This window comes from Pseudoalteromonas sp. SG44-1, from assembly GCF_014164315.1.
Lineage (GTDB): Bacteria > Pseudomonadota > Gammaproteobacteria > Enterobacterales > Alteromonadaceae > Pseudoalteromonas > Pseudoalteromonas rhizosphaerae.
In genome coordinates this window covers 39,158-51,924 of the sequence record NZ_JACJEW010000007.1, presented here as the reverse complement: position 1 = coordinate 51,924, position 12,767 = coordinate 39,158, and the positions used below count along the sequence as shown (strand labels likewise).

Sequence of the window (12,767 nt, the reverse complement as noted above, 5' to 3'; positions counted from 1 at the left end):
GTAATGAGTAAAGCGTTATTTGAACAACGGGTTGAACAGCACCTGACGAGTATATATGAGGGTGTTGACTTATGTATGAGTATTGATGCGCTTGCAAGCATGTTGATCACTACCATGTTAAGAGACGACCCGGTTCGAGACCCTACGCCGCATAAAAACCGCTGGGATCAGCAAGATGTAATTTTGATTGCTTATGGCGATTCAATTATGCGTTATCGCGATGCAGATCAAGCAGTTGCGGTACCGAGTGAACCACCGTTACATACCCTTCATCGGTTTATGAAAAACCAGTGTGCGGGAACGATTAACGCGTTGCATATATTACCTTTTTATCCTTATAGCTCTGATGAGGGCTTTTCGGTAATGAACTATGTACAAGTGAATGAATCTCTTGGTAGTTGGGATGATATTCAAGGAATAGCTCAAGATGTAAAGCTAATGGCTGATTTAGTGATCAACCACTGCTCTAGTCGCAGTCGTTGGTTTGAAAACTTTATTCAGGGCAAAGAGCCGGGGTTAAGCTACTTTAAAACAGCTAGCTTAAATGACGATCTATCTGACGTTGTGCGACCAAGAACATCACCGCTACTTAATACAGTGCAAACGGCACTAGGGGAGCGCCATGTTTGGTGCACATTTAGCCCAGATCAAGTTGACTTAGATTTTGCTAATCCATTAGTGCTTAATGAATTTGTAGGTATTATTCGCCATTACTTGGATAATGGTATAAAGATATTTCGCCTTGATGCTGTGGCTTTTTTATGGAAAGAACTTAATACTTCTTGCATTAATTTACCGCAAACACATGAAGTGATCAGATTACTGCGAACGCTAATAGAGCATGTGGAGCCAAGTGCAGTTATAATCACTGAAACAAACATTCCTAATCGTGAAAATTTATCTTACTTTGGTAATGCCAATGAGGCACATTGTATTTATAACTTTTCATTGCCGCCTTTGTTATTACATACCTTGCTCAGTGGTGACAGTAAAGCGCTCAAACATTGGATGATGAGCATGCCGCCAGCGCAAAATGGTACTGCCTACTTTAATTTTATAGCTTCTCACGATGGAATTGGCTTACGTCCTGTCGAAGGGTTGCTTGACGAGGATGAACTAGGGCAAATGGTCAATACGGTTAGTCGCTTTGGCGCAAAGGTGTCAATGCGCACAGCGAATAATGGCACCAGCTCACCCTATGAACTTAATATTGCGTTATTTGATGCCTTACAAGGCACTCATAAAGGCGTGGATAAGTGGGGCTTACAACGTTTTACCTGTGCTCATGCTATTATGTTTGCCCTCGAAGGCATTCCTGGGCTTTATATTCATAGTTTACTTGGTACCACCAATGATTATGAACGCTTTGAAAATAGCCAGCATAACCGCTGTATTAACCGTCATCGTTGGCAAGAGTCGGCACTACTTGAAAAGCTTGCCGATCAATCAAGTCATCATTATCACGTGTTTACTCAAATCAATAATTTACTGGCTATTCGTAAGCAGCAAGATGCTTTTCACCCTAATGCGACGCAATTTACCTTACATTTAACCGGTGCTTTATTTGGTTTTTGGCGTCAAAGTATAGACCGTAGGCAAAGTGTTTTTTGTGTTTATAACATTAGCGATGAGCCTCAGACTCTGCTATTAGCTGATCTGAACTTAATTGATACTGAGCAGTGGTTTGAACTTATTTCTGCTCAGGCAATAGAGCAGGGGCAACAAAGTATTGAACTTGCGCCTTATCAGCCGCTATGGCTATCGAATCGACAATAGTTAGCTATTTTACTGGAAAACGGAGAGTTACTGTAAAGGGCTGTAAATCCCCTTTACAGTGTTATTTATTAAGGGCTTTGACGAGGTTATCTACTGTAAATGGCCTCGGATCTGAGGCTGTTTTACTAAATTGAGCAAAATCAATGTCGGCTAAATCAGTTTCATTTATGTGCTTTACAAGAGGTATGGTTTCAGTAGTAAGGTTACTGAATATGGATAAATATGAATGATTTAGGGGAACTCGAGTATTTTCATTATGATGATCAACTATATTAATAAGTGCATAGGCACCTAATAACACATGGCCACCCAATGTTATATCCAACGCTTTGATACCTTTTGGTACAGAGTCCCAATTCATCCCACCAACAATGACCTTATGTGCACTTGTAATGCTCTTTTTGCACCAAACCCAATTGCATCATTGGCGCACCATATAATATTGATCTCAGGAGCAAACTCCATAAATGCTAAGGTTTTTGTGTAACTTTCCTGTTCAGACCAATTGGCAACCTCTTTTCCTATAAAGTTTATATCTTCATGTTGCTCAACAAATTCAGTTAGGCCTGCAACACGTTCTACCGATGCAGGCGTTGTATAATCACCCATCAGAGCGAGTATATTAGCAGGTTGAGTTGATGTGGTTGTGTGTTTTATAAGTAACTGTTGTGCAAGAGCTTCCCCTGCAGCATAATTATCCGGTATGAGGCTGCCAATAATATTAACGCCAGCTCGTTTTAATGATATAAATTTTCCGATAGCAGGTCGGCTATATAAAAAATAAATAGGGATATTTCTGGTATTTAATTTTGCTAAGTATTTACTGACAACGCTTTTTTCATCTACCACAACTAAATAGTCAGGCTTGTCTTTAATTGCCTTCCTAATAAGTTCTTTCATTAAGATATGATTCGATTCGCGTATTTTATGTGCAAGTTTATATCTAAGTCATCCGCCGCATTAAGCATAATCTTAGATACTTTGAACCAAAAGTTACCCGTTGTGTTTATTTCATCAGATGAATCTGCAAAACCAGGATTTACAAAGATAATATCTAATTTGGCAAAGCTCAGAGGGCTAACAATTAAACACAGTAAGAGAATCCACCATTGCTTTTTCAATCTTCGCATTAATTCTAAACCCGAAACATGTCACATCAACAAAAGCGAATTCTAACACACAATTAGTTTTCACCACATTCACTCTAAGGTTATATTCATTGCCGCTGCGGTGTATAATGATTTTTCATTTTTTTGAGTTGTAACTGTTGGGATTATTATGAAAGTATTTCTGTGTCTTGTGGCACTGTTGTTTGTTCCGAGCTTATTTGCTAACGATGATTTAGAGCTTGAAGCCAACATGAAGAATACAGGACTTGCGTTTAAAAATAGTGTTGAAGCAACACAACTGTCTGAATTTAATACTGCGATCGATGAGTTTATTACATTGGTTAAACGTAGCAAATCCGCCACTTTTCACAAAGCAGCTGAGCAGTCACTGCAAGGTTTAGATAAAGTGATCGCAAAAGCTGAACTTGCAAAAAAATTAGCTAATGAGCAAGGACTCGATGCAGCCAAAGGACCGTTAAAAGCCATTGATGGGCTACGTAAGCAATATCACAAACTGCATGAGCCACCAGGATTTTGGGAGTTGTTGTTCGGTAAATAAGGTTAGATTGTATTTAAGTTTAGCCTTAAAGACTGTACGCCTATATCAAGGTGTACAGTCTATGATAGTTGTTTATTTTCTTCCTTTCTTTTTCATACCTTGCACTGCTTTAAAGCGTGGATTGTCTTTACAGATCACAAAAACGCGTCCTTTGCGTTTGACAATTTGACATCCTGGGCGGTTTTTAGCACTTTTCAATGAACTCAATACTTTCATGATTATTTGCTCCCTAAGTTTTTAAAGCGGCGATTAAACGCAGCAACTCGACCATCTGTTGCAACAGATTTTTGCTTACCGGTATAAAATGGATGTGAGTCACTTGATACATCAATAGGTACGTAAGGGTATGTCTTGCCATCTAACTCAACGGTTCGATCAGTTTTAATTGTTGAACCAATAATAAAGTAGCTATCGGCGGCCGTGTCATGAAAAGCAACCGTTTGGTAATCAGGGTGAATATTAGGTTTCATAAATAGCCTTTTACTGGAAATTAATGTTATGTGATATTATCACTGTAATTTATAGTAAATAAGAATTCTTTGCAAATACTATTTTTGAGTTGTTGGTAAAGTAGCTAATTTGATGCTTATTCACACAAACAAGTTAAAAAATCAGCAGTTGATTTAAAAAAACTAGCTATTGGGAATTAGCCTGTTATAAATAATAAGTAATCAAGAATAGGAGTCAGATTATTATGAGTGGATCAGCCCAGCAACAGCATAGTAGTGAACAAAGTCAGGAAATAGATCAGGGCGTCATGGAGACATTACGTAGTCGTGATCATAGTGTCCTAGCACAACAAATAGACCCATTAAGCTGCACCCATAATGACATTGTTGAATTGCTTGCACAGTATTTGGCATTAAGTGATCAAGACGATGATGAAATTTTTGATGCTTGGTTTGATGGCCTTAGTAAAGCGCAACATACGGTTTTAAAAGTATTTGAAGTATATCGCGGTCAGTTTGAGCATCAAGAGTAACTTTTACATATTGGATAAATTGGTTCAGAGTTAATCTTTATAAGGCAATTTGCATTTCTTGCTATTATAGCTGGTCCAAATGCTGCACAAACTCAGCTTGTTAGTAGGCAAGGTGTAATACCAATCGACTTAAATATTTAACCATTCTAGCGAGCTAACTAAAGCGCTAACTGCGTTATAATTTTTTCAAGTAGAACAACTACATGTCAAAATTTACGCCTTGTTATCACTGTATTTATCTGTCGCTATAAATGGTCAGTAACTTAACACGATTGGTATAAAGTTAAGATAGCTTGAGCTTATTTTAATGCACCTTCGCAGCAGAGCGCGACAAAGAACAAAACCAGTACGGTATCACATAGACCATTTCGACAGCGTAACCCCTTGGACAATAAGCGTGATCTGATGATGGATAATGCGAAAACAATTACAAGCAGCAACAAGTTTTAACGAAAAGAGCAAGGTGTTGTTTGGTGGTTATCTGAGCCATCGAATAAAAACCAGTGAAAATGACGAATAGCTCTATTTTTGATAGGTAGAAAAGTGCCAAAAACGTACCTTCAAGCGTAAATCGTTTCTGCCCCATTCTGAGTTGCGAACGTTCAGCTACTCGGTTCCCTAAAGCGTAATTTGATGTACTCTTCCTTATGTTTAGATCTCTAACTCTATGGCGAAATTTGTTAATCCACTACAAACTACGGTGCAAGATTAGACCTGCAAATATCAGGAATTTTTGGCGTCATTATTTGCCATTGCAATGTTCAATGGCAAATAATCATCTGAGGTAGAGTGTGACCCAAAATAGAAGTGTGTTAATCCACTATACGTCTCACCAAGCAAAAATGCTTTTTACCGCGTTGAAGCAACCAGTACTGGTCGAACAGTGGGTAGTTCAAGTTTGGGTTTTCTGCATCGACTTTATCGCCATTCACACTGATTGCGTTGCTGCCAATCAGTTCTCGTGCAATGCGCTTTGAGTTGGTTAAGCTTGATTCAACTAGTAGTTTTACCAAGTCTTGCTCAGCACTTTGCATGCTAGGTAAGCCATCGAGTTCTAACTGTTTTAGTTCGTTTAAACTCAATAGTTGAACATTGCCGCTAAATAGCGCTTGGGTGATTCGCTCTGCACTAGCTAATCCTTCTTCACCATGGACAAACCGCGTCATTTGCTCTGCTAGGATAAGCTGTGCCCGTGGTTTACCTTTGTTCTCTTTGTCTTGTGTTTCAATCGCAGAAATTTCATTGCAGCTCAAGAAGGTGTAGTAGCGTAGGAAGTTGTAAACATCGGTATCTTCCACGGATAACCAGAATTGGTAGAAAGCGTAAGGCGACGTCTTACTTGGATCTAACCACACTGCACCGCCTTCGGTTTTACCAAACTTAGTGCCGTCAGATTTGGTGATCAAAGGTAGGGTTAGACCAAAGACCTGCTCACTATTTTGACGGCGAGAAAGGTCAATGCCACTAACAATGTTGCCCCATTGATCATTACCACCGATTTGTAGGCGACAGTTGTACTGGCGGTTCAATTCTGCGAAGTCGTAAGATTGCAGCAGAGCGTAACTGAACTCGGTGAATGAAATCCCTTGTTCAGGACGTTTTAAGCGTTGTTTAACGGACTCTCGGCTGATCATGGTATTCACGGAAAAATGCTTACCTATATCGCGGAAGAAATCGATCACGTTAATCTGCTTCACCCAATCAGCATTGTTTACCATGATCATTGGCTTGCTGATTTGCTTATCCATCAACTGTTGAATTTGGCTCGACAGATCTTGCACCCAACCCGATACGGTCTCTTCTGAGTTTAAGCTTCGTTCTGTGGCTTTAAAGCTTGGGTCACCAATCATACCTGTCGCACCACCAATAAGAGCGATGGCTTGGTGTCCTGCGTCTTGAAAACGCTTAAGCATAATCAGTGGCACTAGGTGGCCGATGTGCAAGCTACCTGCGGTTGGATCAAAACCGCAGTACAAGGTTTGTGGCTCACATAGCAATTGTTGAACTTGGTCTAAATCGCTCGCTTGGGCAATCAAACCGCGAGCTTGTAAATCTTCAATTAGTGTCATTGTCTTATCTTTGTCTGGTTTGGTTGTATTCATATTAAAAGGCGATGCGGAATTGAGATATATCCCTAAAGGGACAGTTTGTTACCTTGATTGAGTGATTAGGTGGTTGAGAAACAATTGAAAGAACTCGCTTAATGACGCCACATTCAACTGAGCGTAGATGCGTTTACGGTGATTCTTAACTGTGCCTACTGTGACATCAAGCTGCGTTGCAATCTCTTTGTTGTCATAGCCTTGCGCGATTAATGCGGCGATTTCCTGTTCTCGTTTGGTGAGGACAGTTTCGCCAAAAGATGCCACTGCGGATTCAATTGCTGCACGCATTTTTCCTGAATAAGCGTCAGGGCTGAATACTGGCTCAGCGAGTGTAAACTCAGTCTGTTTCCAGTGCTGTTGGCACAAAGATTGAATAATGGTGAAGTAAGATTTGAGTTTGGTTACTTGAGGTTTGTTGAAGCGTTTTTCATCTTGCATAAATCCTAAGTAGAGCATAACCCAGCGTGTGGGTTCGACTTCGATAAGCATGCTGAGTTCGTCCTTCCAGCCCGTTTGATGGTAAAACTGCTGACAGTAGGCTTGGTACTCGAAAGTGTTACGCGTTACGTCTTTATCTACGACATCTTTGAACGTAAAAATTCCTTGCTCTTTGTTAGCGTTCAGCTTTTTATAAAAGGGGTCGTTTTGAAAAGAGGTGGTGAGATAACGCTGGAACAGAAGATCGCGTTCACTTTCAATCGAATCATATAGGTAGATAGGGTGTTTACCTTCGCGGTAGCCGAGGATAACCGCGCAATCAAAACTCAATATGGAAGCAATCACGCGCATGAGTTTAGGCGTAAAGCTTGGTGAGTTAAGAGCAGAAATTGTCTCTGCAAGTTGAGTGTTGAATGCGTCGTTAGGCATGGGAATTCGCGAGTCAATAAAGATTGAGATAAGCATAACGCAACAGGCGGTTTCCCCAAAGTTATCTATATTGGATAATTGAGTTTGGTTCCTATGCTGAGTGCATGGCTGCAATACTTGAGGCAATCCGAAAAGTTAGAGTGTGTTGTAGTTCGTAACGTATTTCTGTCCAGAAACGCGCTAGAGTGGCCATCTTCATCGCGCTCAAAGTACTCATTCAGTAAGTTTGGTTACAGTACTCTTAAAAATCATCATATTGCGGTTACATTTATGCAAAACTGTGATACGGCACTATTGTTTTTCCTAAAACCTAAAACCTAAAACTTTTTTTCTTCACTTAACCGATAAATCATATTTAAGCACCAGTGCATCAATATAACGGGCACGAAGGGTATGTTGTTTTTCGTGTTCGGCACCATGACTAAGCGCGCGATTTAATAGTTTTAAAGCAGGGTGTAATTTGCTTCGCTCTGCTTGTGTGAGGTTTGGCTTTGTGCGTAATTCGGTTATATCATCTACAACTAAGCGACCAATATCAACGGCGGCGATTTCTTCAATTAAGCCATTTTGAGTTAGCACACCGTATTTACTGCATAAAAATTGTTGCCATACTTGTTGTAGGTGCTCTTCTAATTCACAACCAAATAGCTCTTCGTTAAATTCAAATCCTTGTTGAGCTAACTTCGTTAAACTTGCACTGTATTGCTGTGCAAAGTAGTTGAAGGCTTGACTGGATGAATCAATTTTTTGCTTGGCTAAGCCTTGTCCCCAGTTAACGCATCCTCGTGGATAGAAGTCGTCGTATTCTTCGCATTCATATAAACCAGAGTAAGAGCTACAACTAAGCTGATTTTTAATACAGTAACTGGGTTTTGGAAATAACCCGTTTTGTTGCCAAATTGCAAGAGTATCTTCATCGATTGCTAAGGCATGACAAAGCTCTTCGCTGTGATAAAAATGGGTTGCTAAAAATCGTGATAAACGCATAAAAGTGCACTCAAGGTTAGAAAATAAATATACTGTTTATTTATACAGTTGTTTATTTTGGACTAAGCACCTCTACAACACAAGTAATTTAATTAATTAGTTATGCAACACTCGGAAAACGCCTGCTTTTATGTTACAACTACGGCAAGTTTTTTTAAGATTAATTTTTTATGCGCACCCTAGAACAAATTAAACAAGCAAGCCTCATCACAGCAATTAAAACGCCTTATTTAGCCAGTGGTGAAATTGACTTAGCCACCTATGATTATTTAGTTGAACAGCAGATCGCCGCCGGTGTTGATGGTATTGTGGTCGGTGGAACCACAGGTGAAGGCCAGTTAATGAACTGGGAAGAGCATTTAATGCTGATTGCGCACAGCGTTAATAAGTATGCAGATAAGTTGGTGATTGTTGGTAACACTGGCAGTAACAATACCCGCGAAGCCGTTAAAGCGACTGAGTATGGCTTTGCCAGCGGTATGGACGCAGCGCTACAAATTAACCCTTATTATGGCCGCACATCGATTGCCGGTGTGATTGAACACTTCAAACGAGTGCTGGCAATTGGTCCGGCATTTATTTACAACGTAGCAGGGCGTACAGGACAAGATTTAACCCCTGACATTATTGAGCCGTTGGCACAACATGAAAACTTTATTGGCGTAAAAGAGTGCGGTGGTAATGAGCGCATTAATCACTATGAGCAACAAGGTATTGCCTGTTGGTCTGGTAATGACGATGAAGCACATGATGCTCGCCATACTTATAAAGCGCATGGCGTGATCTCGGTAACCTCTAATTTAATTCCTGGCTTGTATCGTCAATTAATGGACAGCAAAAGCGACGCGCTGAACGCCTCATTACAACCTTTGATCAGTTGGTTGTTCTGTGAGCCAAATCCAATTGCAATTAATACTGCATTGATGATGACAGGTGCAGTCAAGCCTGTATTTAGATTACCTTATGTGCCATTAAATGAGCAGCAGCAAGCGCAAGGGGTTACGTTGATCAATCAACTTGATGATGTTGCTGTTGTAGGTGGCTCTAAAGCCACACCATTAAATTTAGAAAATACAATTATTCTGCCATAATTTAGTTTGGGCTTTAAAAGATCGCCAAACCATTGTTGTTATTGCTTAGCAAAGTATGCTTTGAAAAGGTCAAACACAAAAATGGCTGTAGAAGAGAAAAGGTAATTCTAGTTGGTTTATATATTTAAAAACTAACTGTTTGCCTTAAATTGCTGTATAATTTGCGACCCTTGATAATGTGGCCGCAGGTTATACAGCATGAATTTTAAATCTTTTAGTTTTGCCCCTGAACTTCTTCAGGCGTTAGATGAACTTAACTATCACACCCTTACGCCCATTCAACGTAATGCTATTCCAGCAGTACGTAAAGGCAAAGATGTTTTAGCCAGTGCCCAAACAGGCACCGGTAAGACAGCTGCTTTTGCTTTACCAATTATTCAAAAATTATCTGAAGTTGAATACACAAAAACTAATGCACCACGTGCCTTAGTGCTAGCACCAACGCGTGAGCTTGCAGAGCAAATTGCCAATAATTTTACTGATTTTGCAAAGTACACCAAGCTTAAAACTGTGAGTTTATTTGGCGGTGTTAGTACGGTAGGTCAAGCTAATGGCTTAAAAGCGGGTGTCGATATCGTAGTCGCAACACCGGGTCGTTTACTGGATCATATTCGTTTAGGTAATCTAAGCCTTGCTGACGTACAACATCTTGTGCTCGATGAAGCTGACCGTATGCTTGATATGGGCTTTATTGGTGATATGCAAACAGTGATCAATGGCTGTGCTGAAGATCGCCAAATTTTGTTGTTCTCTGCAACATTCCCAGCGGCAATTAAACAGTTTGCTAGCAAAGTACTCAAGCAAGCTGAAATTGTCCGTGTTGATCAAACCAACAGCACTGCTGCAACCGTTCATCACGTGGTTTATCCAGTTGAAGAGCGCCGTAAACAAGAGCTGCTTTCTGAATTGATCGGTAAGAAAAACTGGCAGCAAGTGTTAGTGTTCGTTAACATGAAAGAAACGGCTGATGAGCTAGTTAAAGAATTAAACTTAGATGGTATCCCGGCTGCTGTGTGCCATGGTGATAAAACCCAAGGTAACCGTCGTCGTGCATTAAGTGATTTCAAAGCGGGTAAAGTACGTGTGCTTGTGGCTACAGAAGTTGCCGCTCGCGGGATTGATATTGATGACCTACCACGTGTAATTAATATTGACTTACCATGGCTTGCTGAAGATTACGTACACCGTATTGGTCGTACAGGTCGTGCCGGTAAACAAGGTCAAGCAATCTCATTTGTTAGCCGCGAAGAAGAAAATATGTTGTTTGAAATTGAAACCTTAATCGGTCAAAAAATTCAGCGTGAATACTTGCCGGGTTATGAAGTAAGTAACCGTGAAGTACTGATTGATAAAATTGGCAAAAAACCATCGCATTTGCGTCGTAGCCATTCAAATAAACCATCAGGTCAAGCAACTGGTGAAGCGCGAGCTAAAAACCGTTCACGTATCTCAAACGTACGTAAAACCCTTAAAGGTGCCAAACTTTCGTTAAAGAAATAATGGTATAAGTTAAGTCATTAACACCAAAAAGCCTCAATAAATGAGGCTTTTTTGTGAACAGTGAAAAAATACTTAGCTATTTTTCTCAAGCATAGATAACGCTAATGCTTCAGCGGCCTTTATACCGTCAATGCCTGCGGAAAGAATACCACCTGCATAACCCGCACCTTCACCGGCAGGGTATAAACCTAGAGTATTGATACTTTGCATGCTTTTATCTCGTTTAATGCAAATTGGTGATGAAGTACGGGTTTCAACGCCAGTTAATAAGCCATCGTTTGATGAAAAACCACGAATTTGCTTATTAAATGCAGGAATTGCTTCACGAATGGCATCAATTGCATATTTAGGTAACACATTTGCTAGATCAGTGAGTTTGATACCTGGTGTGTATGAAGGCTTTACATCGCCTAAGTCACTTGAATCTTTACCTTTTAAGAAGTCGCCAATTAATTGTGCTGGTGCATCGTAATTACTACCACCTAGTTCAAAGGCTTGCTCTTCTAGTTTTCGCTGCAGATCAATACCGGCTAATGGATGACCTGGGAAATCTTCTTCAGGAGAAATCCCCACAACAATGGCACTGTTAGCGTTGCGTTCACTGCGAGAATATTGACTCATGCCATTCGTTACCACGCGACCTTCTTCAGAGGTTGCTGCAACCACAGTACCGCCTGGGCACATACAAAAACTGTAAACAGTACGGCCACTGTGACAATGGTGAACCAGTTTGTAATCTGCAGAGCCAAGGATCGGGTTACCAGCATTATCACCAAAACGGCATTCATCGATCATAGATTGTTTGTGCTCAATTCTAAAACCAACTGAAAACGGTTTTGCTTCAACGTAAATCCCTTTATCGTATACCATTTTAAATGTATCACGTGCGCTGTGACCTACCGCAAGCACAACATGACGGGTATCAAGTTGTTCACCGGAGGATAATTTCAGTCCTGTTACTTTGCCATCATCAAGTAGGATGTCATCAACGCGGGTGCTAAAACGAATTTCACCGCCGAGCGCTTCAATACTTGCACGCATTTTTTCAATCATCGTAACCAGCTTAAAAGTACCAATATGCGGTTTGCTGACATACATAATTTCTTCTGGTGCGCCCGCAGCTACAAATTCAGTGATCACTTTACGACCATAATGCTTTGGATCTTTAACTTGGCTGTAAAGTTTTCCGTCAGAGAATGTTCCTGCGCCGCCTTCACCAAATTGCACGTTTGACTCGGTATTTAGAGTACGTTTTCGCCAAAAACCGAAAGTGTCTTTGGTACGTTCACGTACTTCTTTACCACGTTCTAAAATAATGGGTTTAAATCCCATTTGCGCCAGTATTAAACCAGCAAACAGTCCACAAGGGCCAAAGCCTATTACCACAGGACGTTCTTGAATCGTTGCTGGTGCTTGAGCAACAAATTTATAGCTGGTGTCAGGGGCTGGTTTTACATGTTGGTCTTTAGCAAACTGAATTAATAATTGCGCTTCATTATCAACCTCAATGTCGAGGGTATAAATAAGTAAAATGGCGGTTTTTTTGCGGGCATCGTAACCACGTTTAAAGACATTAAAGCTATGGAGTTGGCTGTTATCAATGCCAAGTTTAGTTATAATTGCTTGCTTTATGGCATCTTCGCCATGATCAAGTGGCAGCTTAATTTCTGTTAAACGTATCATATTTAGTCTCTGTTAGGTGTCTTAGCAATCGCTGACGCGAGTTGCTCACAATAGCGGGCTATTTTACGTTAATTTAAGCCTCGATGGCAGCGATTATTTATTGTATTT

Annotated in this window: 14 protein-coding genes; 5 read left to right on the top strand and 9 right to left on the bottom strand. The window is 40.4% G+C overall.

Going from position 1 to position 12,767, the window contains the following annotated elements; all coding sequences use genetic code 11:
• Positions 1 to 3: 3 nt before the first annotated feature.
• Positions 4 to 1,776 (top strand): sugar phosphorylase, encoded by a 1,773-nt coding sequence (locus tag H5187_RS05020; protein WP_182718727.1) that lies wholly within the window; start codon positions 4 to 6, stop codon positions 1,774 to 1,776.
• A gap of 61 nt (positions 1,777 to 1,837) precedes the next feature.
• On the opposite strand, the gene H5187_RS05015 is transcribed toward H5187_RS05020, so the two are convergent.
• From H5187_RS05015 to H5187_RS05005, 3 genes are read right to left on the bottom strand one after another with little or no spacing between them, the layout of a single operon-like run.
• Entirely contained in the window at positions 1,838 to 2,137 is a 300-nt protein-coding gene (locus H5187_RS05015; RefSeq protein ID WP_182718728.1) for a hypothetical protein, read from the bottom strand.
• A complete protein-coding gene (locus tag H5187_RS05010; protein ID WP_182797605.1) occupies positions 2,134 to 2,676 on the bottom strand; it encodes a substrate-binding domain-containing protein in 543 nt (180 codons plus the stop codon). Before H5187_RS05010 ends, H5187_RS05015 begins: the two co-directional genes overlap by 4 nt.
• A complete protein-coding gene (locus H5187_RS05005; RefSeq protein WP_182797604.1) occupies positions 2,676 to 2,906 on the bottom strand; it encodes a hypothetical protein in 231 nt (76 codons plus the stop codon). Before H5187_RS05005 ends, H5187_RS05010 begins: the two co-directional genes overlap by 1 nt.
• Before the next feature lie 148 nt (positions 2,907 to 3,054).
• On the opposite strand from H5187_RS05005, the gene H5187_RS05000 reads away from it, so the two are divergent.
• On the top strand, positions 3,055 to 3,444 hold the full coding sequence (locus H5187_RS05000) for a cytochrome b562 (protein ID WP_182797603.1): 390 nt from the start codon (positions 3,055 to 3,057) through the stop codon (positions 3,442 to 3,444).
• A 72-nt stretch (positions 3,445 to 3,516) separates the two neighbouring features.
• Here the strand turns inward: H5187_RS05000 and ykgO are convergent, their stop codons facing one another.
• Both ykgO and H5187_RS04990 read right to left on the bottom strand, forming a co-directional pair.
• Positions 3,517 to 3,660, bottom strand: a complete 144-nt coding sequence (gene ykgO / locus H5187_RS04995; protein ID WP_149980141.1) for a type B 50S ribosomal protein L36 — start codon at positions 3,658 to 3,660, stop codon at positions 3,517 to 3,519.
• Positions 3,661 to 3,662: 2 nt separating this feature from the next.
• Entirely contained in the window at positions 3,663 to 3,914 is a 252-nt protein-coding gene (locus tag H5187_RS04990; RefSeq protein WP_145236032.1) for a type B 50S ribosomal protein L31, read from the bottom strand.
• Between the two features lie 224 nt (positions 3,915 to 4,138).
• Here H5187_RS04990 and H5187_RS04985 point away from each other — a divergent pair, with 224 nt between their 5' ends.
• Positions 4,139 to 4,426, top strand: a complete 288-nt coding sequence (locus H5187_RS04985; RefSeq protein ID WP_182740086.1) for a hypothetical protein — start codon at positions 4,139 to 4,141, stop codon at positions 4,424 to 4,426.
• A gap of 812 nt (positions 4,427 to 5,238) precedes the next feature.
• On the opposite strand, the gene tyrS is transcribed toward H5187_RS04985, so the two are convergent.
• The 3 genes from tyrS to H5187_RS04970 form a co-directional block, all read right to left on the bottom strand.
• A complete protein-coding gene (gene tyrS, locus H5187_RS04980) occupies positions 5,239 to 6,495 on the bottom strand; it encodes a tyrosine--tRNA ligase (protein WP_182757622.1) in 1,257 nt (418 codons plus the stop codon).
• 81 nt (positions 6,496 to 6,576) lie between these two features.
• A complete protein-coding gene (locus tag H5187_RS04975; protein ID WP_182794288.1) occupies positions 6,577 to 7,398 on the bottom strand; it encodes a LuxR C-terminal-related transcriptional regulator in 822 nt (273 codons plus the stop codon).
• Positions 7,399 to 7,731: 333 nt separating this feature from the next.
• A complete protein-coding gene (locus tag H5187_RS04970; protein ID WP_145236013.1) occupies positions 7,732 to 8,385 on the bottom strand; it encodes a DUF6058 family natural product biosynthesis protein in 654 nt (217 codons plus the stop codon).
• Between the two features lie 170 nt (positions 8,386 to 8,555).
• On the opposite strand from H5187_RS04970, the gene dapA reads away from it, so the two are divergent.
• Positions 8,556 to 9,476, top strand: coding sequence for a 4-hydroxy-tetrahydrodipicolinate synthase (dapA, locus tag H5187_RS04965; RefSeq protein ID WP_182794289.1), 921 nt, complete (start codon positions 8,556 to 8,558; stop codon positions 9,474 to 9,476).
• 198 nt (positions 9,477 to 9,674) lie between these two features.
• Positions 9,675 to 10,976, top strand: coding sequence for a DEAD/DEAH box helicase (locus H5187_RS04960; protein ID WP_145236005.1), 1,302 nt, complete (start codon positions 9,675 to 9,677; stop codon positions 10,974 to 10,976).
• 72 nt (positions 10,977 to 11,048) lie between these two features.
• Here the strand turns inward: H5187_RS04960 and H5187_RS04955 are convergent, their stop codons facing one another.
• Positions 11,049 to 12,659, bottom strand: coding sequence for an NAD(P)/FAD-dependent oxidoreductase (locus tag H5187_RS04955; RefSeq protein ID WP_182797602.1), 1,611 nt, complete (start codon positions 12,657 to 12,659; stop codon positions 11,049 to 11,051).
• Between the last annotated feature and the right edge of the window lie 108 nt (positions 12,660 to 12,767).